The organism is Sagittula sp. P11, from assembly GCF_002814095.1.
Lineage (GTDB): Bacteria > Pseudomonadota > Alphaproteobacteria > Rhodobacterales > Rhodobacteraceae > Sagittula.
The window spans coordinates 212,267-233,754 of sequence record NZ_CP021915.1 but is presented as its reverse complement, the minus strand read 5'-3'; the positions used below and the strand labels follow the sequence as shown (position 1 = coordinate 233,754).

Sequence of the window (21,488 nt, the reverse complement as noted above, 5' to 3'; positions counted from 1 at the left end):
TCTGCCCAACCTTGAAGGAGCAGACGAATGCGAAAGAGCCGTTTTACCGAGGCGCAGATTATCGGGATGATCAAGGAGCAAGAGGCGGGCATGCCGACGGCCGAACTGTGCCGTCGTCACGGGCTGAGCCCGTCCACGTTTTACAAGCTGAAAGCCAAATACGGCGGCATGGAGGTGTCAGAAGCCGCCCGGCTGAAGGCGCTGGAAGACGAGAACACCAAGCTCAAGCGCCTGCTGGCCGATACGATGCTCGACAACGTGGTCCTGAAAGATCTTTTGGGAAAGAACTGACGACGCTGACCAAGCGGCGAGAGGCAGCGCTCAGAGCGATGCGGGATCACGACATCTCGCAGCGCCGGGCCTGCCGGCTTGTCGGTGTCGATCCAAAGACGGTCCGGCGCGAACGCCCGCCGGATTGCCCCGAGATCCGCAAAGAGATGCAGGAGATTGCAGGCAAGCGACGTCGGTTCGGCTATCGTCGGATCGGCGTCCTGCTCGAACGCAAGGGCATGATCATGAACCACAAGAAGCTGTATCGGCTCTACCGGGAGGAAGGTCTCTCGGTGAAGCGACGACGTGGCCGCAAACGGGCCCGCGGCACACGCACACCGATGCCGGAGGCGGCGCGCCCAAATGCGCGGTGGTCGCTGGACTTTCTGTCGGACAGCTTTGGTGCTTCACGCAAGTTCCGCATCCTGGCAGTGATCGACGATTGCTGCCGCGAAAACCTGTGCCTCATGGCCGACACCAGTATCTCGGGAGCCCGTGTCGCCCGCGAGCTGGATGCGCTGGTGCGGGTCTACGGAAAACCAGGTTGCATCGTCAGTGATAACGGCACGGAGTTCACAAGCCGGGCCATCCTGAAATGGGCCGACCAGAACGATGTGCCGTGGCATTACATCGACCCAGGGAAGCCACAGCAGAACGCCTTCATCGAGTCGTTCAACGGCAGCCTGCGCGACGAGCTATTGAACGAGGAGATCTTTGACACCCTGAACGATGCCCGGCGAAAGCTGGCGCTATGGCGATATGACTACAATGCCGTCAGGCCGCATTCGTCGCTCGGAAACCAGACGCCACTGCAAGCGCGCCGAGCGCTTGAGCAATTTGAGGGCTCCGCGCCCGGCGCGCTTGCCCAAACCGAAACCCATGATTATCAAGATCAAACCCGCAGACTCTCGTTATGAACGAGGGACCGAAGGGGGGCAGGTCAGACGGTGTAGGCATGTTCCGTCGCCTCAAGCGCGCCTTCGAGAAAACCGCCGAATGTCGGTGCCGCCAAAGACGAGCGCTTCGTCCCACAGGCCTGAAAGAACGCACCGCAGGCCATAGTTCGGGTGGGCAAAAAAGACAGCGGAACTGCGGCTGGCAGCACGCCAGGCGCACTCCCGCTCCATGGTCTAGGCCTTCAAGGCATGGACCGAGGCCCAACTGCTACGCATTCCCGGCAAGGGCGATCTCGCGAAGGCCTTGAGCTATGCTGAAATCTGGGTGATGCGGCTTGATCACGCGGCGCGGTTTTCGGTGTCGTTCTCGGCGACACCGTCGGTGAATGTGACGCCTTCGATGACCAAAGGCAACTGGTTCGCGCCCTTCAGGCGGCGCCATGTTTTGGCGGCGGTCTGAACGAGCTTGAACACCATCAGCTTCGCTGTCGTTTGCGACAGCGCCCCCTTGGTTCGGACGGTCCTGTGCCGGACGGTGGCGAAGACGCTTTCGATTGGGTTGCCCGTGCGCAGGTGATCCCAATGGTCGGCCGGGAAGTCATAGAACGCCAGCAGCGCGTCGCGGTCTTTTGTCAGGCAGTTTACCGCCTTCTCGTATTTGATCCCATATTTCTCGGCGAAGATGTCCATGGCGGCCTTGGCCTTAGCGCGGGTCTCGGCCTGCCATATCTCGCGCAGGTCGGCCTTCACCGTCGGCTGCATCGATTTCGGGAACTTGTTCAGCACGTTGGCGATCTTGTGGACCCAACAGCGCTGATGACGCGTGCCGGGGAAGACCTCGTCGAGCGCCTTCCAGAACCCCATGGCCCCGTCTCCCACGGCGATCTCCGGCGGGACGGCAAGGCCGCGGGCCTTGATGTCGACCGGCAACTCGCGCCAACTCTGCGCGCTTTCCCGAACGCCGATCTGGAAGCCGACCAGTTCCTTCTTCCCTTCGGGCGTGGCGCCCAGAATGACCAGCATGCACTCGGCCTGCGGCTCCATCCGGGCCTGGAGGTAGACGCCGTCCGCCCAGATGTAGACATACCGCCGCGCCGAAAGATCACGGCGCTGCCAGCGGTCATGTTCCTGCTGCCATTCCCCGGTCAGGCGCGAGATTACGCCCGGCGACAGGTTTGGCGCCTCCGCCCCCAAGATCGCAGAGAGCGCCTCCCGGAAGTCGCCGGTGGAAATGCCGCGCAGGTAGAGGACTGGCAGCAGGGCATCGAGGCTGCGCGACCGCCGCGCCCATTTCGGCAGGATGGCGGAGCTGAACCGCACCTTCTCGTCAGCAGGTCCGGCCGCGCGGTCTCGCACCTTCGGGCGGCGCACATCAAGCGCGCCGATCCCGGTCTGGATGCTTCGCTCCGGCCCATACCCATGCCGGACGATACGCTGCCGGCCATCCGGCAGGACCTCTTCGGCATGCTGAGCGACGAAGGCGTCAGCCTCTGCCCGAAGTGCAGCGGCCAGCATCCGGCGCGCCCCATCCCGGGCAATCTCGGTCAGCGGATCGTCAACAGATTCCGGCTGACGCAGGGCGATGATGTCGGTATTCTTCGTCATAGGCGTATCGTTCCTTCTGGAAGTTCTGGCAGGCTTCGACACCCGCCACGATACGCCGCCTTCTCAAACACCGTCACCCATTTCCCAGCATAGCTCGTTGCGAAGTGGCGGGGGGACAGATATGTCGTGCACGGACAAAAAGTCTGGATTTCTACCGCGCAGGTGGCAGACAAGATGTTGCTTCTGGCCAGAACAACGCGGCTTGAGGATGTGAGCAGCCCGACCGAAGGGCTGAGCCTGTTCTATACAGATCTCGACCGAAATTTCGTTGACGTGCGAGAGATCGAAAAGATGGGTCGAAAGGCTGTCGATTCTAACGAAGTCTTCATCGATGGGTTGCCGATTCCGGCTGAGGACCTGATCGGGGAGGAGGGCAAAGGCTTTAGACAAATTTTGCACGGGTTGAATCCCGAACGCATCCTGGTGGCCGGTGAATGCATCGGTATTGCGCGCAACGCACTGGCGCGAGCGGCGCATTATGCAAACGAACGTGTGATTTTTGACCGCCCGATCGGCCAAAATCAGGGTGTTCAGCATCCACTCGCCAAAGCCTGGGCGCGGGTGGAATCTGCCAATCTCATGGTGATGCACGCTGCAGCCCTCTACGATGCGGGAGAACCCTGCGGCGTCGAGGCGAACGCTGCCAAGCTTTTGGCCGCCGACGCCGCGGTTGAGGCGACCGAAGCCGCGCAAATTACATTTGGCGGATTCGGATACGCCAAGGAATATCACGTGGAGCGACTGGTACGGGAAGCTCTGCTGTTCCGCATCGTACCGGTGACACCGCAGATGCTTTTGTCGTTCATAGCAGAAAAAGCCCTTGGACTTCCAATGTCTTACTGATCTGAGATAACGGGCGGGGCTGGTGGGAAAAGGTGTCTTGACCATTTTTCTAACACCCGTTAGATTACTGGCAACTGCCCCTTAAGGGGAATGGGAGGAGGCGTCATGCATAAGACGCAGTTCGGGTCTTCGAAGGAGGACCTGTCGAAACGTGCAACCGTTTACGCGAGCGATTTATTCAGCGGCAAAACCGTTGTGGTGACCGGCGCTGGAGGCGGATTGGGGCTGGCAATTGCGACCCTGTTCGCGAGGCTCGGGGCCAATCTGGCGATCAATGGACGCAACGAAGAGAAACTGGCTTTGGCGAGGGAGTTCCTCGAAAGTTTCGGGGGTAAAGTCTTCGCTGTGCCAATGACCATCCGGGAGCCTGAGCAGGTCGAGGATTTTGTCGCCAAGACGAACCAGGAGTTCGGGGCGATTGACGTATTGGTGAACAATGCTGGGGGTCAGTTTCCGCAAGCAGCGTTGGAGTTTAGTCCAAAGGGCTGGAATGCGGTCATAGACACCAACCTCAACGGCACCTGGTGGATGATGCAATCCGCGGCGCGCCACTGGGTTGCCAACAAGCAATCGGGCTCCATCGTCAACATCGTGGCCGATATCTGGCGCGGCATGCCCGGCATCGCGCATACCTGTGCGGCCCGGGCAGGGGTAGTTTACCTGTCCAAGTCGGTTGCGGTGGAGTGGGCTCCGCACGGTATCCGAGTGAACTGCGTGGCGCCGGGTTGCTGCGAAAGCAACGGTTTCGGGAACTACCCTCCGGAGGGTTCTGCGACCTTTCAGGACTCCAATCCGATGCGGCACGCCGGGGACGAATGGGATGTCGCTGAAGGGGTTGTCTATATGGCGGCGAATTCAGGGAAATTCGTAACCGGTGAAGTTCTGAACATCGACGGTGGGCAGCAATTGTGGGGGGATCCATGGCCAACGGGGCGGCCGGACTACTTCCGGATTACCTGATGATGGCCGTGAACCTTAGGGGGACAACGGGATCTAGATGACGACAAAGACTAAAACAGCAATCGGAGCCGATGATGGGGCGATACTGGAGTGCAGCGGGGTCGAACGACGGTTCGGCGGCATCGTCGCTGTCACCGGTGTGGACCTTGTTATCCGGCAAGGGGAAATCTTTGGACTTGTCGGTCCGAATGGCAGCGGCAAGACAACACTGACGAACGCAATTACCGGATTTTATCCGCCAAACGAGGGCAAAGTCCGGCTGGCAGGAAAAGACATCACGGGCACAGCGCCTCACAAGGTTGCCAAGCTTGGGGTTGCCAGGACGTTCCAAAATCTTGCCCTGTTCAACGGGATGAGCGTTCTGGACAACATCCTGCTCGGGCGGCACATCCACATGAGCCCAGGCGTTTTGCGTACGGCGCTATATTGGTGGGCAGCACAGCGTGAAGAAATCGAGAACCGTAAAATCGTCGAGGAGGTGATCGAGTTTCTGCAACTCGAGAGCATCCGGCATGAGTTGGTCGATGGTCTTCCGATCGGGTTGAAAAAACGGGTCGAGCTGGCGCGGGCATTGGTGGCCGAGCCACAAATGCTGATTCTCGATGAACCGATGGCCGGCATGAACCAGGAAGAGAAAGGGTATATGTCCCGTTTCATTCTGGATGCCCGTGCCGAACGCGGCGTCAGCGTTCTGCTGATCGAACACCATATGGATGTCATCACCGGCATTTGTGATCGGATGCTGGCACTGAATTACGGTGAAATGATCGCCAGTGGCATCCCCAAGGAGGTTGTGAAGGACCCGCGGGTCATCGAGGCATATATCGGAGGGTCGCATGACTGATTTTACGAAGAACCGGTCTTCAGGCGGCGAAACGATTGGTGCACTTCTGGCGAAGAACGCGTCGCTCCACGGAAAGGATATCGCCCGTCGCGAAAAAGAGCGTGGGATATGGAAAGAAACCACCTGGGCGGAATACGCCCAAGAGGTGGTGGCCTGTGCGGCTGGGCTTGAAAAAATCGGCGTGAAGCCTGGCAAAGCAGTGCTTGTTCTGGGCGATAACCGTGCGCGGCTCTATGGCGGCATGCTGGCTGTTTCGTTGCTTGGTGCCTATGCAATGCCTGCCTATCCCGGCGCGACGCTCGAAGAACTCCGGCACTTTCTTGGCGAAGTGGAGATCGTCGCGGCTATTGCGGAAGATCAGGAACAGGTTGACAAGATCCTGGAACTGAAGGACGCCGGCGCCGAGGGCATCGACCACATCATTTATGATGAAGCGCGCGGTCTTGGCTTCTACGAGGTTGAAGGGCTGATGTCCTGGGATCACCTGATCGAAGTTGGTCAGCACGATCTGAACGAAACCCCGGGCCTGCGTGAGGAACTGCTTAGTCGTGCGAAGCCGGAAGATCCGGCCATTTTTCTGCACTCCTCCGGAACGACGGGCGCGCCGAAGGGCATCGTACTGAGTCAGAAGAACGTTCTTGCTGCTGCTCGGAATGGACATGCGGCGGGTGCCTTCGACGAAAATGAGGAGATCCTCGCGTACTTGCCGATGGCCTGGGTGGGAGACTACGCCATAACCGTTGCCGCGGCACTCCTTTGGCGTTTCACCGTGAATGTGCCTGAGCGCCAGGAAACGGTCGTGCGCGACATGCGCGAGATCGCTCCGACCTTCTATCTGGCGGCGCCGAGAAGCTGGGACCAAATGCTGACGACAATCCAGGTGGGTATCGAGAATTCGACCCCTTTCAAGAAATGGCTGTATCATTTCTTCATGGATCGGGCCATCGCCGCTGAGACACGCAAGCTGAACGGAAAAAGCGGTGGTATATTGGAGCCTTTGGGCCGACTTTTGGGTGAGGCAATTGTTTTCGGTCCGATCAAGGACCAGTTCGGAATGAGCCGCCTCAAGAACGCGTTCACCGGCGGCGAAGCGATCGGCGAAGACACCTTTGTTTTCTACCGAGCCTTGGGAATCAAATTGCGCCAACTCTACGGCCAAACCGAAAACAGCGCGATCAATGCAATTCAGTCTCCGGGTGAAGTGCGCCTTCATACGGTTGGCAAACCCGCGCCCGGCGTCGAGGTGACCATCGCCGAGGACGGGGAGATCTTGGTGCGCTCGGACAGCGTGTTCGAAGGGTATTTCAACAAACCCGAAGCGACCGCCGAAGCGCTTGAGGGCGGGTGGCTGCATACCGGCGATGCCGGCTATCTGGAAGACGACGGACACCTGGTTGTTCTGGGCCGTGTCTCCGAGGTCATGCACACCGCCGACGGTGAACGTTACGTTCCAAACTACATCGAGAACCGGTTGAAATTCAGCCCGTATATCAAGGATGCGGCCGTGATTGGCGCCGGGCTGAAGGAACTGACGGCGATGGTCTGCGTGGATTTCGAGGCCGTGGGGCACTGGGCCGAAGTGAACGGCGTACCTTACGTGTCATATGCCGATCTTTCTCAGCGTGAAGAGGTCGCGACGTTGCTTCGCGAGGCGTTCCAACGGGTCAACAAGGCCGTCACCGAGCCATTGCGCCTGCAACGCTTTGTCAGTCTGCCGAAAGAATTCGACCCGGACGATGGTGAAATCACACGGACACGAAAACTGCGGAGGAAGGTCGTTCAGGAACGCTATGCCGACGTGATCGCGGCGCTCTACGACGGTTCAAAAGAGGTCCATGTAAGCGCGCAGGTGACTTACGAGACCGGGGAAGTAGGGAAGGTCGAAAGAAGCCTTCCCATCAGGGAGGTATAAATGGACTGGGTCTTTCTATCAGAGCTTGCGATCAACGGAGCCTTGACGGGTCTGCTGTATTCGCTATTCGCCATCGGCCTTGTGCTGATTTACAAGGCATCTTCGGTGCCCAATCTGGCGCAGGGCGGGTTGACCATGGTCGGGGCCTATGTGGTCTTGGCGCTGGCGCGCGATGTGGGTTTACCCTTGTGGCTGGCCATCCCTCTGGCTGCGGTTGTCATGTTCGGCCTTGGGTTCGGCATTGAGCGTGTTGCTCTGCGCCGTCTCGCAGGTCGGCCGGTCGTCATGATCTTGATGCTGACACTCGGCCTCGACATTTTCCTGCGGGGTACAACGCTTGCGATTTGGGGCGGGACGTCACGTTCGATGGAGTTGGGCGTCAGCTATGATCCACTGTTTTTGGGCGACATCTTCATCAGCCGCATCCATCTGGTTGGTGCCGGTGTTGCGCTCGCCTTGTTTGTCGCATTCATGCTGTTTTTCCGAACCCGGACCGGGATCAAGTTGCGGGCGATCGCGGATGATTACATGGCTTCGTGGTCGGTAGGTATCTCGGTTGAGCGCGGCGTTGGGTTGTCCTGGGCATTGGCATCCGTTGTTGCCGTCGCCGCTGGCGTCATCTGGGGTGAGATTCAGGGTGTCGATCAGGCGCTGTCGCTGTTGCTTCTCAAAGGACTGACGGTTGCCGTTCTCGGTGGTCTCGACAGTATCCTTGGCGCCGTAATCGCAGGCATCATCCTAGGTGTCGTCGAAAACATTGGCGCTGATTTCCTCGATCCGCTTGTCGGAGGCGGAAGCCGTGAGCTTATCGTCGCTGCCGTGCTCATTCTCACGGTCATGATCCGTCCGCACGGACTATTCGGTCGTCACGACATCGAAAGGGTGTAAGGGATGTTTTACAGACTTTCCGGCGTCCATCACGCCGACTACGTTTCGGACAGCCGTATCTTCAAGGTGCCTGCCGACAGAAATCTGACAGCATTCATCTTTCTGATCGGTCTTGCCGCGCCGTTCATCATTCCGTCGCTTTACCTGAACAGCTACTTGCTTCCCTGGCTGATCTGGACGGCCGCCGCTTTGGGGCTGAACCTGGTGACAGGTTGGGCGGGGCAGCTTCACCTGGGCTATGCCGCGGTCATGGCTGTCGGCGCCTATTCGGCGATCCATGCCGCGCGTTTCGGGGTGCCGTGGGAATTCGCCCTGATCATCGGCGGGTTGACGTCATCCGTGATCGGCAGCCTGTTTGCTTTTGCCGCTTTGCGGGTCAAGGGACTGTATCTCGCCCTTACCACTCTTGCGATGCAATTCGTGATGGACTGGGTTCTGACCCACTCTCCGGCGATCTCGGGGGGCTCACACGCGTCGCTCCAGTCACCGACATTGGCGCTGCTCGGGCAAGAGATTACCACTGATACTGGCTTCTACTATGTCGCCTTCGGCTGGTGTGTGTTGGTGACGATCTTCATGCTTAATCTCAAGCGTACTGGACTCGGTCGCGCCTTGGTCGCTGTCCGGGAAAAAGACTTTGCGGCCGCGATCCTGGGTGTGAACAGTTTCTACTACAAAATCCTCGCATTCGCGACTTCTTCGTTCATCGCAGGCGTCAGCGGTGCGTTGCTTGTTGCCACCTTTTTCTTTCTCGCCGCACCCGAGCAATTCTCGGTTGCCGTTTCGATCCAGGTTCTTGCGATGGTGATTGTTGGCGGCCTTGGCAGCATTATCGGTTCCTATTTCGGTGTTGCCCTGATCCTTCTTGTTCCGGGTATCGTGAATGGTCTCGTCGTCACGCTGAGTGACGGGCTTGGCATGCAGATCGATGTTGAAACACTCGCTCACATCCCGAACGCAGTCTATGGCGCACTGATCGTCATTATCCTTCTGATCGAACCACTCGGTTTGGGAAAACTCTACGGCAACATCAGAGACTATCTGATGGTTTGGCCCTTCGATCAGTTCAAGAAATAGGGGAATGCCGATGCAAGAAAAAGTTGAAGCCCAGAACATTCTATCCATGAACAGCGTCGAAGTACTGTACGACAATGTAATACTGGCGATCAAAGGTGTTTCGGTCCAAGTCCCAAAGGGCGAGATGATCGCACTCTTGGGATCGAACGGAGCTGGAAAAAGTACCACGTTGAAAGCGATCAGCGGTCTTTTGAAGGCCGAGCGCGGACGCATCAGCCGAGGTGAGATAACGTTCCAGGGAACGGACATTACCGAAGCGCCCGCGCAAAAACGCGTCGAGATGGGCATCTGTCATGTCATCGAAGGGCGGCGGGTCTTTGAACATCTGACCCCCGACGAGAACCTGACCGCCGCCGCGCCGCGCGGAATGTCCCGATCGACGCTGAATGCGGAAAAGGACAAGATTTACGCCTATTTTCCACGGCTTGCCGAACGCAAAAATTCCCAAGCAGGCTATTTGTCGGGTGGTGAGCAACAGATGCTTGCCATTGGGCGGGCCCTCGTGACCCAGCCGAAGCTTTTGATGCTTGATGAACCAAGCCTCGGGCTTGCTCCGTTCCTGGTCGAGGAAATCTTCGGCATCCTGCAAAAGATCAATAAGGATGAGGGCCTGTCCGTCCTGCTGGTGGAACAGAACGCCCTGGCAGCTCTGGAGATCGTTTCGCAAGGGTATCTTATCGAAAACGGCCGCGTCGTTATGCACGGCACGGCCGAGGCGCTCAAATCCAACTCCGACATTCAGGAGTTCTATCTAGGCGGCGGAGAGACCGATTTTCACAACGTCAAGCACTACAGCCGACGCAAACGTTGGCTGAGCTAACGTACTATTCGAAAACTGTTCAGGGAGGAAAAAATGAAGAGACTTACCAAAGCGCTGGCAGTATTTTCAATGGTTGGCGGGGCGCTGTTCGGCACCCAGGCGCTGGCCGAGCCATTCAAGATCGGCATCTGCTACGATCTCAGCAAGGCCTATACCTTTGCCACGCCGCAGGTTTCGCAGGCCGCGATGGACCTTGCCAAGCTCATCAACATGAAGGGCGGCATCGGTGGGGAACCGGTCGAAGTCATCGTGCGTGACCACGGGAACGAACCGCAGCGCGGAATCGAGTGCTACTCGAAACTCAGCCGCGAGGGCGTCTTTGTTTTCGATACCCTGTCCACTCCGGTCTCTCTGGCTATCCTGCCGCGGGCCATGGAAGACGGGCGTATCCTGATGCAGTCGCTTGTCGGCCGAGGCGATGCCGTCGACGGCACCGTTTTCGAATGGGTCTATCCGATCGGACCGACCTATTGGGGACAGGCGGCCAATGATGTTGCCTACATAAAGCAATTGCATGATGGCGACTTGTCGGACGTGAAGGTGGGGTTTGTGTATTTCGATTATCCTTTCGGACAGGAGCCGATCGAGATTCTCAAAACCTTGTCCGAAAAAGAGGGTTTCAAGCTTGAGCTTTACCCTGTGCCACTGCCTGGCAGTGACCAGGCCGGTGTGTGGTCCAAGGTGCGCCGGGACAACCCAGATCATGTGATTGTCTGGATGCTTGGCGGTGCGCATGTGGTTGCGTCGAAGGAAATGCAGCGCAATCGCATCCCGATGGACAAATACATTTCCGTCAACTGGCTGAACGAAGTCGATATCGCCAATATTGGCGACGAGGCCGCCAAGGGTATCAAGCGCGGTACCAATGTTGTGGGCGGTCAGGACGTCGCGCTGTATCAGGAGATCATGACCGAGCTCTACGACAAGGGCGAGGGTTCGGGCCCGATTGAGAAGACCCAGGACGTTTTCTACAACACCGGTCTGGCCATGTATTCAATCATGTTCGAAGCCGCGCGCAAGGCGGCAGAACTCGAAGGCCTTCCGATTACCGCAAAGTCCTACAAAGCGGGACTGGAGTCGCTTGAGGGATTCGACGCGAACGGGCTGATGGCCCCCATTACGGTGACGGCCGAAGATCATGGCGGCGGTGGCAAGACCCGGATCGAGATGTGGGACGGGGAGACTTGGGTGCCGCAAACCGACTGGATCTCTGAGTACACGGACGTCGTGTGGGACGTGGTGAAAGAAAGTTCGTCACAATACGAGCAGTGAAAGACTGGTAGCAGGAAGGGCGACGCTACGCGGGGCGGCAGCGGCGTTTACGAAACGGTATCACCGCCCCAAACCAAACCAACGGGAGAGAGAAAACATGAAAGTCAAACAGCACATTAAGGCAGTAGTCCTTGCTACTGCGCTGGCAGCAAGCGCGACTGTGGCCGCAGCGCAGGACAAGGAGCCGATCCGCTTCGGACTCTGCTTCGACCTTAGCAAATCCTACACTTTCATTTCGCCGCAGGTGGCTCAGGCCGCCCAGGATCTGGCGATGTACACCAACGAAAATGGCGGTATCGAAGGGCATCCGGTAGAAATCATCGTTCGCGATCACGGCAACGAACCGCAGCGCGGTGTGGAATGCTATGAGCAGCTCAAGCGCGAAGGTGTGTTCCTATTCAATTTTCTGTCCACGCCGGTCACGAACGCGGTTCTGCCGCGTGCCATGAAGGACGGCAACGTTCTGATGCAGTCCTTCGTTGGCCGTGGCGATGCAGTTGACGGGGAAGTGTTCGAATGGGTTTTCCCGGTCGGTCCGACGTACTGGCAGCAGGCGGCAAATAACGTTGCCTTCATCAAGGGCCAGATGGGCGGTGACCTGAGCAAGGCGAAGATCGGGTTCATCTATCTGGATTATCCCTTCGGTCAGGAACCAATCGAGATCCTGAAAACGCTTTCCGAGAAGGAAGGGTTCGAACTGGAGCTTTATCCCGTGCCGCTTCCCGGTTCGGATCAGGCCGGTGCCTGGAGCAATATCCGCCGTGATAAGCCAGATTACGTGATCAGCTGGCTTCTGGCTGGCGGGCATGTGGTTGCCTCGAAGGAAATGCGCCGCAACCGGTTCCCGATCGACCGTTACCTGTCGGTCAACTGGCTCAACGAGGTCGATATCGCCAACATTGGCGCACAAGAGGCAAAAGGCATTTTGCGCGGAACCAACGTGGCCGGTGGCCAGGAAGTTCCGATCGTCAAGACGATGCTGGAAACCTACTATGCCAATGGCAAGGGCAGCGGACCCGAGAATCTGGTGCGAGACGTGTACTATAACATGGGTATGGCGATTTATTCGGTCGGTTTTGAAGCCGCGCGTATCGCGATTGCCGAAAACGGTTGGCCGATCACACCGGAAAGCATGAAGAATGCCTATGAATCGATCGAGAACTTCGATGGAAACGGCACCATGGCCCCGGTTACAGTGACCGACAAAGATCATGGTGGTGGTGGCAAGACTCGGGTCGAGCAGTGGAATGGCGAAACCTGGGTTCCGCAGACCGACTGGAGCGCCGACTATCTCGACGTTGTGTGGGATGTCATCAAGCACAGCTCCGCGACTTTCAAAGTCGAGTAGGACACAGCTTCCCCGCGGTAAACATATCGCGGGGAAGCTTTACGCACCCAAGTTGTTCAGAGAAACGAAGCAGGTATCATGAGTCCCATTAACGTGAAGATTGAAGATGGCATTGCGACCGTCTGTATCAACCGGCCAGAACGCAAGAACGCGCTTTCTGTGGCGGCGACGAACGGGCTGACCGACGCCTGGGAGAAGATCGAGGCGGACGACAGCGTTCGCGTGGCCATTCTGACGTCGGCCGATTGCGGCGTTTTCAGCGCCGGATTGGATCTGAAGGAAGCTACACAAATCGCACGCGACGAGGGCGTCGATATTCTGACCAAGATGCGCGACCCGTTTCACGAGACCATGCGCGCCTGCAAAAAACCGATCATCGCGGCGATGACGGGGTCGCTGATGGCGGGCGGAATGATGCTGACGCTGAATTGCGATCTGAGGGTCGGTCTCAAGGGAACCAAGGTCGGCATTACCGAAGTAAAGATCGGTCGTGGATCGCCTTGGGCATCGCCAGCATTGTCCATGCTGCCGCAGCCCATCCTTATGGAAATTGTTCTGACCGGCGATTTGATGCCGATCGAGCGCCTGCACGAATACGGGTTCACCAACTATATCGAAGACACTCCCGATGCTGTCCGCGCACGGGCCTTCGACCTTGCCAAACGCATTGCCAGCGCGGCCCCGCTTTCGGTGATTGCGGCCAAAGGCGGCGTTCGCGCGACCATGGACCTGGGCTGTGCGGGTGGCCTGAAAGAGGGCAAGCGCCTGCACGAGGTGGTTTACGCCAGCAACGACGCGATTGAAGGCCCAAAGGCCTTTGCTGAAAAGCGAGCACCCGTCTGGACCGGGACCTGATGGAGACTTGAATGACTGAGCTTATTCGCCTGGACAGGGAAGGCCCTGTCGGAATCCTGCGTTTTCTTCAGCCGACAAAACGCAACCCTTACAGCATCGGGTTCGTCGAAGAACTGGTGGCGCTCCTGCGCGAAGCCGAACGGGACGCTACGATCCGTGCCGTTGTCATGACCGGCGGCGATCATTTCAGCAGCGGCGGCGATCTTGTCGGGTTTCAGTCCGAGATCGCCAAAGGCGCGCGGGCGACGTCGGAAATGGTGGACCTGGTTCACGATGGCGGACGCGCGGCCTATCTGTTTCGCAAACCTCTGATTTCTGCGGTATGCGGCGTGGCTTTTGGCGCGGGCCTCAGCCTGGCCTTGTCGGCGGACATTGTCGTTGCCGCCGAAGATGCCCGGCTGTGCGAAGTATTTGCACGCGTCGGCGGTTGTCCCGACACGGGATCAAGCTGGCTGCTTCAGCAGCGCGCCGGTGCGGGCGTGGCCCGGATGCTTGTGCTCACGGGCCGTGAAATCGACGGGCGCACCGCTAGGGACCTGCGCGTTGTCGAAGAATGCGTGCCGGCCAACCAGGTCGAGGTACGGGCGTTGGAAATTGCCCGCGAGATTGCAACGCACCCGATGTTTGGCGTTCAGACCGCCAAGCGTGTGATGCGCGCCGCAGCCGAGTGCAGCTATCTCGAGGCGCTGGATATCGAGCGCGATGCCCAAAGCGTTTTGCTGTGCGCGCATGACTTTCCCGAGGCGATGAAAGCGTTTTCGGAAAAAAGAGCTCCAGAATTCAAAGACCGTTAGCTCGGTTGAAACCTTATCGCAAAACTCAAGGAGACCACGCCAATGAAGGTACTCGTGCCGGTGAAACGCGTGATCGACTACAACGTGAAGGTCCGCGTCAAGGCGGATGGCAGCGGTGTCGATCTCGCCAACGTCAAGATGTCGATGAACCCGTTCGACGAGATCGCCGTCGAAGAGGCGATCCGCCTGAAGGAAAAGGGCGCTGCCGAAGAGGTCGTCGCCGTCTCGATCGGCGTCAAGCAGGCGCAGGAAACCCTGCGCACCGCGCTGGCCATGGGCGCCGACCGCGCCATCCTGGTGGTTGCCGCCGATGACGTGCACCAGGACATCGAGCCGCTGGCGGTGGCCAAGATCCTGGCCAAGGTCGTCGAAGAGGAAGAGCCCGGCCTGGTGATCTGCGGCAAGCAGGCCATCGACAACGACATGAACGCAACCGGCCAGATGCTGTCGGCGATCCTCGGTTGGAGCCAGGCGACCTTTGCCTCGGAAGTGGGCATCGATGGCGACAGCGCCGTCGTCACCCGCGAGGTCGATGGCGGCCTGCAGACCATCAAGGTCAAGATGCCGACCGTCGTTTCCGTCGACCTGCGCCTGAACGAACCGCGCTATGCGTCGCTGCCCAACATCATGAAGGCCAAGAAAAAGCCGCTGGATGAAAAGACGGCCGCCGACTATGGCGTCGACGTCACCCCGCGCCTGACCGTGGTCAAGACGTCCGAGCCGGCCGAACGCGCCGCCGGTGAAATGGTTGGCTCGGTCGACGAGCTGGTTGCGAAACTCAAGGAAAAGGGGGCGGTGTGATGGCTGTTCTTCTTCTTGCCGAAGTCAACAATGGTGAACTATCGATGGACGCGACCGCAAAGGCGGTCACCGCGTCCAAGGCCCTGGGCGACGTGACGGTTCTGTGCGCCGGCGCGTCTGCCGCCGACGCCGCGAAAGAAGCCGCGACAATCGACGGCGCGGCCAAGGTGCTGGTCGCCGAAGACCCCGCGCTGGGTCATCGCCTGGCGGAATCGACCGCCGACCTGATCGTGTCGCTGGCAGGCGACTACGATCACATCGTGGCACCCGCCACCACCGACGCCAAGAACGTGCTGCCCCGCGTGGCCGCGCTGCTGGACGTGATGATGCTGACCGATGTCTCCGGCGTGGTCGATGCCGACACGTTCGAGCGCCCGATCTATGCAGGTAACGCGATCCAGACGGTGAAATCGGGCGACGCAAAAAAGGTCGTGTCCTTCCGCACCGCCAGCTTCGACGCGGCCGGCACCGGTGGCTCGGCCGCCGTGGAAACCGTGGGCGGCGCATCCGTTTCGGGCCTGTCGGAATGGGTCGAAGACAAGGTCGCCGAAAGCGACCGTCCCGAACTGACCTCGGCCGGTATCGTGGTTTCGGGCGGCCGTGGCGTCGGCTCGGAAGACGATTTTGCGCTGATCGAGAAACTGGCCGACAAGCTGGGCGCCGCCGTTGGCGCATCCCGCGCCGCCGTCGACTCGGGCTTTGCACCGAACGACTGGCAGGTCGGCCAGACCGGCAAGGTGGTCGCGCCTGACCTGTATATCGCCGTCGGCATTTCGGGCGCGATCCAGCACCTTGCGGGCATGAAGGACAGCAAGATCATCGTCGCCATCAACAAGGACGAAGAGGCACCGATCTTCCAGGTCGCCGATTACGGCCTGGTCGCCGACCTGTTCGAAGCCGTGCCCGAACTGACCGAAAAGTTGTAAGTCATTGCAAAAATTATAAAAAGGCCCGCCTGATTTGTCGGGCCTTTTTGTACGAGCCGAATGGGCGGCGAGCGGATCGGACGGACTAGGATGCGCGCGGTCCTAAGCCTTGTGACGCCTCGTCAGAACGGCTCCGGTTCATTGTCAAGAAGCAAAACACTTGTTAGATTTTGGCTCAACACAAGCTTGAATCGATAGGAAAAATTCATGTCTCTGATCAAGAACTCCCCTAGCTGGGCAGTGGATGAACACAAGATGTTCGCCGATAGTACACGCAGGCTTTTCGATGCAGAGATGGCTCCGAAGATTGAAAAATGGGCGGAGCAGGGAATTGTTGACCGCGACTTCTGGAAAACAGTCGGTCAGCAGGGTGTCATGGGTGGCTCGATTGCCGAAGAATATGGTGGGTTCGGTGGCGGCATCGGGTTCGACGCGATTACCGTCTACGAGCAGGGGCGCACCGGTGATACGGGTTGGGGCTATGGGATTCAGTCCATCGTAATCCATTATCTCAACGCATATGGCAGTGAGGAACAGAAGAAAAAGTGGTTGCCGAAACTGGTCAGCGGCGACAGCGTTGCGGCGATTGCCATGACCGAGCCTGGAACGGGCTCTGACCTCCAGAACGTACAAACCTATGCGGAAAAGGATGGCAACCACTACAAGATCAACGGTTCGAAGATCTTTATCACAAACGGGCACACGGCGGATCTCGTTGTTATCGTGGCAAAGACCGATCGCAACGCCGGCGCTAAGGGCGTTTCATTGATCGTTCTGGAAACCGAGGGCACCGAGGGCTTTCGCCGGGGACGGAACCTGAAGAAACTGGGTATGAAAGGTTCGGATACTGCTGAGCTGTTCTTCGAGGATGTGCGCGTGCCCACGGCGAACCTGCTTGGTCCGGAAGAGGGGCAGGGGTTCTACCAGCTGATGAAGCAGCTGCCTTGGGAGCGGCTGATGATCGGCATTACCGCCCTCGGTTTTATTGATTTTGCGATCGATGAAACGGTGAAATATGTTCAGGACCGCAAGGCATTTGGAAGCCGGATCATGGACTTCCAGAATACACGCTTCAAACTGGCGGAATGCAAAACCAAGGCCGAATTGCTACGTTCTTTCGTAAATGACGGGATCGCGCGTCTTGAAGCGGGCGAACTTGATGCGGCCACGGCTTCGATGGCGAAATGGTGGGGCAGCCAGACGCAGAACGAGGTCATGCATGAATGCCTGCAACTTCACGGCGGTTACGGTTTCATGATGGAATACCCCATCGCGCGACTTTATGCCGACAGCAGGGTCCAGATGATCTATGGCGGCACCAACGAGATCATGAAGGAACTGATCGCACGTTCGCTGGATGTTTGATCCGTCGGGTGCCGGGTCGGAGACTAGTCGCCCCCCGGACCGATGATCTCGTCGTTGTGTTCGCCCAGTCCGGGGGCGGGGCGCAGGTCATGCCGCGCCGGTGTCGCCGAGAATCGAATGGGCGGGCGTGTCATCCAGATCGTACCTTCGGTGGGGTGTTCGACCTTCTGAAAGAAACCGGTTACGGAAAGGTGCGGATCGTTCGGCAGATCCGACAGGGTGTTCACCGGCATGGCGGGAATGTCGGCCTGCTCCATCAGGGCCAGCCAGTCGGCGGTTGTCCGCGTCAGCGCAATCCGAGCAACCATGTCGTAAAGGGCGCCGATGTTACGGCTGCGGGTGTCCATGTCGGTGACCCAGACGTGGTTGATCATGTCGTCGCGCCCGACCGTCTTGAAAAACCGCGCCCATTGGGCGTTGGTATAGGGCAGGATCGTGATGAACCCGTCCGCCGTCTGGAGCGGGCGGCGGTGCGGCACCAACATGCGGGCATATCCGAAATTCCTCGGCACCTCGTCGAATGTCGCGCCGTCCATGTGTTCGGCCAGCAGAAACGCCGTCAGCGTTTCGAACATCGGCACCTCGACATGCTGTGCCTGGCCCGTGCGTTCCCGATGAAACAGGGCTGCCATGACGGCATAAGCCGTGGTAACACCGCCAAGCTTGTCGGCAAGAATGGTCGGGGAATAATCGGGTTTTGCCTCTGGATCGCGAAGGGTGGGCAGGCTGGCCAAACCCGAAACCGCCTGGACGATGTCATCAAAGGCCGGTTTCGAAGCGTAAGGCCCGTCCTGCCCGTATCCGGTTGCAGAAACCGTGATCAGGCTCGGGTTCTCGTTCCGTAAGGTTTCCGGATCCAAAGACAATCTGGCAAGCGCCGCGGGCCGGATGCTTGAAATCATCACATCGGCATCGACCAGCAACTTGCGCAGACGGTCGCGATCGGCTTGCGTTTTCAGGTCGAGTACGACGCTGCGCTTGTTGCGGTTGGCCCCTAGAAACGCAGCGCCCATCAACCTGTGCCGCGATGGCTGAACCTGGCGCAGAAGATCGCCCTCGGGCGCTTCCACCTTGATCACATCCGCTCCCAGATCTCCCAGCATCTGCGTGGCCAGAGGACCGAAGATGATCGACGTCAGGTCGATGATCCTGACGCTTTGCAGGATTGCGGTGTTCTTTGCATTGGTCATGGGTTGATTTCCTGTTCTAGGAACGAGAACCGAATTCCGCGCGAATGGCCGCTCCATCGGCGTCCAATGCGGGGGACGGTCCGATCGCGGCTTCGGTGCTGCCGCGTCGTATCGGGGGCATTGCGATGCTGACAGGTCCCGAGGGCGTGCCGATGGTCGCCCGATCAAGTTGCGGGTGATCCGACAGCGCGGCAACGTCGTTCACCGCCGCCGATGCAATGCCCGCGCCATCGAGCAGCTTCAACAATTCGGCACGTTCGTGCGCGCCGAACACGGTCTTGATAAGCTCTTCGAGTTCCGATTTGTGCGCGATCCTGGCTGAATTATCATGGAATCGCGGATCATCGGCCAAGGCCGGGTCGCCGAGAATCTGTACGCAGAACCGGTTCCATTCGCGGCTGTTCTGGACCGAGATGACGACCTGTTCACCGCCTCGGCAGTGGAATGCGCCGTAGGGGCATATGACAGAGTGACCAAGCCCGGTTCTGGGCGTGGGCTGATTGGCATAGTCGTGAAAAAGAAGCGGAACCGCCATCCAGTCCGCCATGACGTCGAACATGGCCACCGAGAGGCCGCTGCCCTTGCCGGTTCGATCACGCCCGACCAGCGCTTCGCAGATCCCGGCATGGGCTGTCATGCCGGTGGCGATATCGCAGACCGACACGCCGACCCGCCCCGGTCCATCCGGCGTGCCGGTCACCGATGCCAGGCCGCTTTCGCATTGCACCAGAAGATCATAGGCCTTGGCGTTGCGCATCGGGCCGTCCTCTCCGTAGCCGGTGATGTCGCAGGTCACCAGACGCGGAAACCTCTCTCGCAGACTTGCGGAATCGAGCCCGAGCTTGGCCAGCGCGCCGGGCAGCAGGTTCTGAATAAACACATCCGCGTTTTCCAGCATCCTGAGCAGGATTTCACGGTCTTCGTCGGCTTTAATGTCCAAGGCGACCGATTCTTTGCCTCGGTTCAGCCATGTGAAATAGGCGCTTTCACCGTTGGCGGCGGTATCGTAGGCGCGGGCGAAATCGCCGGCTCCCTTGCGTTCGATCTTGATCACACGCGCGCCGGCATCGGCCAGCCGCGAGGAGCAAAAAGGCGCGGCGACTGCCTGTTCCAGCGCAACGACGAGTTTGCCGGAAAGGGGGGCTAAATCTGAACCTGGCATGAGTTTCTCTCAATTGATCCTGAAAGGTTGACTAAATCTAACAATTGTTAGAAACATAATCAATACGATTAGACAAAGACTGGATCGCTTGAAGGAGAACGCCGGTGCAGGACGCCAAACGACCAGACCAGTTTTTCCAACGCGCGCTGGCAGAGGGAGAGATCCTGCTGCCCAAGTGCGACGACTGCGGGGGATATCACTTTTTCCCGAGAGTCCTGTGTCCCCATTGTCATGGCAGCGCGATTTCTTGGAAGAAGGCTAGCGGCAAGGGACGGGTCCACACCACAACAGTTGTGCGCCGAAAGCCCGAACGGGGCGGCGATTACAACGTATGCGTCGTCGAGCTGGATGAGGGTGTCCGGATGATGAGCCGGGTCGAGGGCATTGCTCCGGGTGAGGTCGCCATCGACATGCCGGTAACCGCCTTCGTGGGCGAGGCCGAGGGTGTTCCGGCCGTGCTTTTCAAGCCGTCGGAGGGATAAGCCATGACCACTGAACTTCGGGGGAAATCCGCCATCGTAGGTACCGGTCATGCCGGTTTCGGAGAAGCCCATGGCCTGACGGCCTATGATGTCATGGCGCAATCTGCGCTTGCGGCGCTTGGCGATGCCGGGCTGAAACTGTCCGACGTCGACGGGCTGTTTTGCACCATGATGGAAGACAGCATGCCGGCGCTTATGGCGGCGGAGTATCTGGGCATCCAGCCCCGTTTCATTGATGGCACGATGTCGGGCGGTTCGTCTTTCGTAAACTACCTGACGTCCGCGACCATGGCGCTGGACGCCGGTCTGTGTGATGTCGCGCTGATTGTTTATGGCTCCAACCAGCGCACCGCGTCGGGCAGACTCGTGACCGCTTCACGTCCGCCGGCCTACGAGGCGCCGTATAATCCGCGCTATCCGATCTCGGCCTATGCGATGGCGGCGGCGCGGCACATGCATGAATATGGCACCACCCGCGAACAGCTGGCCGACGTGGCCGTTGCTGCGCGGGCCTGGGCGCAGCACAACCCCGAAGCGTTCGAGCGCGGCCCGCTGACCCGCGAGGACGTGTTGGGTGCGCGCATGGTGGGCGATCCATTGACCGTGCGCGACTGTTGTCTTGTCACCGACGGCGGCGGCGCGATCGTAATGGTCCGCGCGGACCGCGCCCGGGATTTCCCGAAGGCGCCTGTCTATGTGCTGGGCAGTGCTGCGGCAAGCTCGCACCGGCAGATTTCGCAGATGAAGGATTTCACCGTGACCGCAGCCCGCGACTCGGGCGCGCGCGCCTTTGCGACGGCCGGCGTGACCCCTGCGGATATCCAGGCGGTCGAGCTCTATGATGCCTTCACCATCAATACCATCCTGTTTCTTGAAGATCTGGGGTTCTGCGCCAAGGGCGATGGCGGGGCCTTTGTCCAGGGCGGGCGCATCGCGCCTGGCGGGGCCTTGCCGGTGAACACGAATGGCGGAGGCCTGTCCTGTGTGCACCCCGGGATGTACGGTATCTTCACAGTGATCGAGGCTGCTCGTCAGATCCGTGGCGACGCGCCGGGCATTCAGTTGAAGGATATTGATCTGGCGCTGGCGCATGGCAACGGCGGTGTGCTGTCCAGTCAGGTCACGGCCATACTTGGATCGCAAAACACGCTCTGACGGCAACTAAGGGAGGAAAGATC

19 protein-coding genes and 1 pseudogene are annotated in these 21,488 nt (G+C 59.1%); 17 read left to right on the top strand and 3 right to left on the bottom strand.

Going from position 1 to position 21,488, the window contains the following annotated elements:
• The first annotated feature begins 27 nt into the window (after window positions 1–27).
• Window positions 28–1,187 (top strand): IS3 family transposase gene (locus CDO87_RS24775; RefSeq protein WP_100165069.1). Its coding sequence is split into 2 segments (ribosomal slippage): window positions 28–277 and window positions 277–1,187, totalling 1,161 coding nucleotides; the frame shifts between segments, so codons are not numbered across the junction.
• A gap of 318 nt (window positions 1,188–1,505) precedes the next feature.
• Here CDO87_RS24775 and CDO87_RS24765 read toward each other — a convergent pair.
• Window positions 1,506–2,771 (bottom strand): IS256 family transposase, encoded by a 1,266-nt coding sequence (locus CDO87_RS24765; RefSeq protein ID WP_027264277.1) that lies wholly within the window; start codon window positions 2,769–2,771, stop codon window positions 1,506–1,508.
• A gap of 108 nt (window positions 2,772–2,879) precedes the next feature.
• Here CDO87_RS24765 and CDO87_RS24760 point away from each other — a divergent pair.
• The 14 genes and pseudogenes from CDO87_RS24760 to CDO87_RS24695 form a co-directional block, all read left to right on the top strand.
• Window positions 2,880–3,614 (top strand): annotated as a pseudogene (locus CDO87_RS24760) (acyl-CoA dehydrogenase family protein); the annotation flags it as partial.
• Between the two features lie 105 nt (window positions 3,615–3,719).
• A complete protein-coding gene (locus CDO87_RS24755; protein ID WP_100931418.1) occupies window positions 3,720–4,574 on the top strand; it encodes an SDR family oxidoreductase in 855 nt (284 codons plus the stop codon).
• Window positions 4,575–4,611: 37 nt separating this feature from the next.
• The gene (locus CDO87_RS24750) at window positions 4,612–5,418 is read left to right on the top strand and encodes an ABC transporter ATP-binding protein (protein WP_027264301.1); all 807 of its coding nucleotides are present in this window, start codon (window positions 4,612–4,614) and stop codon (window positions 5,416–5,418) included.
• Window positions 5,411–7,330 carry a long-chain fatty acid--CoA ligase gene (locus CDO87_RS24745; RefSeq protein ID WP_100931417.1) on the top strand — a complete coding sequence of 640 codons (1,920 nt, stop codon included), beginning with the start codon at window positions 5,411–5,413 and terminating at the stop codon, window positions 7,328–7,330. The genes CDO87_RS24750 and CDO87_RS24745 overlap by 8 nt, the downstream gene beginning before the upstream one ends.
• Window positions 7,331–8,218 carry a branched-chain amino acid ABC transporter permease gene (locus CDO87_RS24740; protein ID WP_100931416.1) on the top strand — a complete coding sequence of 296 codons (888 nt, stop codon included), beginning with the start codon at window positions 7,331–7,333 and terminating at the stop codon, window positions 8,216–8,218. It abuts the gene before it with no gap.
• A gap of 3 nt (window positions 8,219–8,221) precedes the next feature.
• Complete coding sequence (locus CDO87_RS24735; protein ID WP_100931415.1) at window positions 8,222–9,295, top strand: branched-chain amino acid ABC transporter permease; 1,074 nt, start codon at window positions 8,222–8,224, stop codon at window positions 9,293–9,295.
• Window positions 9,296–9,305: 10 nt separating this feature from the next.
• Window positions 9,306–10,115 (top strand): ABC transporter ATP-binding protein, encoded by an 810-nt coding sequence (locus CDO87_RS24730; protein ID WP_100931425.1) that lies wholly within the window; start codon window positions 9,306–9,308, stop codon window positions 10,113–10,115.
• Window positions 10,116–10,148: 33 nt separating this feature from the next.
• Entirely contained in the window at window positions 10,149–11,387 is a 1,239-nt protein-coding gene (locus CDO87_RS24725) for an ABC transporter substrate-binding protein (RefSeq protein WP_338054574.1), read from the top strand.
• Window positions 11,388–11,484: 97 nt separating this feature from the next.
• Window positions 11,485–12,735: an ABC transporter substrate-binding protein gene (locus CDO87_RS24720; protein ID WP_088652428.1), complete on the top strand. Its 1,251-nt coding sequence runs from the start codon at window positions 11,485–11,487 to the stop codon at window positions 12,733–12,735.
• 78 nt (window positions 12,736–12,813) lie between these two features.
• Complete coding sequence (locus tag CDO87_RS24715; protein WP_088652427.1) at window positions 12,814–13,590, top strand: enoyl-CoA hydratase/isomerase family protein; 777 nt, start codon at window positions 12,814–12,816, stop codon at window positions 13,588–13,590.
• 11 nt (window positions 13,591–13,601) lie between these two features.
• A complete protein-coding gene (locus CDO87_RS24710; RefSeq protein ID WP_100931413.1) occupies window positions 13,602–14,384 on the top strand; it encodes an enoyl-CoA hydratase/isomerase family protein in 783 nt (260 codons plus the stop codon).
• Window positions 14,385–14,426: 42 nt separating this feature from the next.
• The gene (locus CDO87_RS24705; RefSeq protein WP_100931412.1) at window positions 14,427–15,185 is read left to right on the top strand and encodes an electron transfer flavoprotein subunit beta/FixA family protein; all 759 of its coding nucleotides are present in this window, start codon (window positions 14,427–14,429) and stop codon (window positions 15,183–15,185) included.
• Window positions 15,185–16,111: an electron transfer flavoprotein subunit alpha/FixB family protein gene (locus CDO87_RS24700; protein WP_100931411.1), complete on the top strand. Its 927-nt coding sequence runs from the start codon at window positions 15,185–15,187 to the stop codon at window positions 16,109–16,111. The genes CDO87_RS24705 and CDO87_RS24700 overlap by 1 nt, the downstream gene beginning before the upstream one ends.
• A gap of 207 nt (window positions 16,112–16,318) precedes the next feature.
• Window positions 16,319–17,476, top strand: a complete 1,158-nt coding sequence (locus CDO87_RS24695) for an acyl-CoA dehydrogenase family protein (RefSeq protein WP_027264312.1) — start codon at window positions 16,319–16,321, stop codon at window positions 17,474–17,476.
• A 23-nt stretch (window positions 17,477–17,499) separates the two neighbouring features.
• Here the strand turns inward: CDO87_RS24695 and CDO87_RS24690 are convergent, their stop codons facing one another.
• A complete protein-coding gene (locus CDO87_RS24690; RefSeq protein ID WP_027264313.1) occupies window positions 17,500–18,666 on the bottom strand; it encodes a CaiB/BaiF CoA-transferase family protein in 1,167 nt (388 codons plus the stop codon).
• A gap of 16 nt (window positions 18,667–18,682) precedes the next feature.
• The gene (locus CDO87_RS24685) at window positions 18,683–19,828 is read right to left on the bottom strand and encodes a CaiB/BaiF CoA-transferase family protein (protein ID WP_027264314.1); all 1,146 of its coding nucleotides are present in this window, start codon (window positions 19,826–19,828) and stop codon (window positions 18,683–18,685) included.
• 104 nt (window positions 19,829–19,932) lie between these two features.
• Between CDO87_RS24685 and CDO87_RS24680 the strand changes: the two genes are divergently transcribed.
• Both CDO87_RS24680 and CDO87_RS24675 read left to right on the top strand, forming a co-directional pair.
• A complete protein-coding gene (locus CDO87_RS24680; RefSeq protein WP_027264315.1) occupies window positions 19,933–20,310 on the top strand; it encodes a Zn-ribbon domain-containing OB-fold protein in 378 nt (125 codons plus the stop codon).
• A gap of 3 nt (window positions 20,311–20,313) precedes the next feature.
• Window positions 20,314–21,465 carry a thiolase gene (locus CDO87_RS24675; RefSeq protein ID WP_027264316.1) on the top strand — a complete coding sequence of 384 codons (1,152 nt, stop codon included), beginning with the start codon at window positions 20,314–20,316 and terminating at the stop codon, window positions 21,463–21,465.
• The last annotated feature ends 23 nt before the right edge of the window (window positions 21,466–21,488 follow it).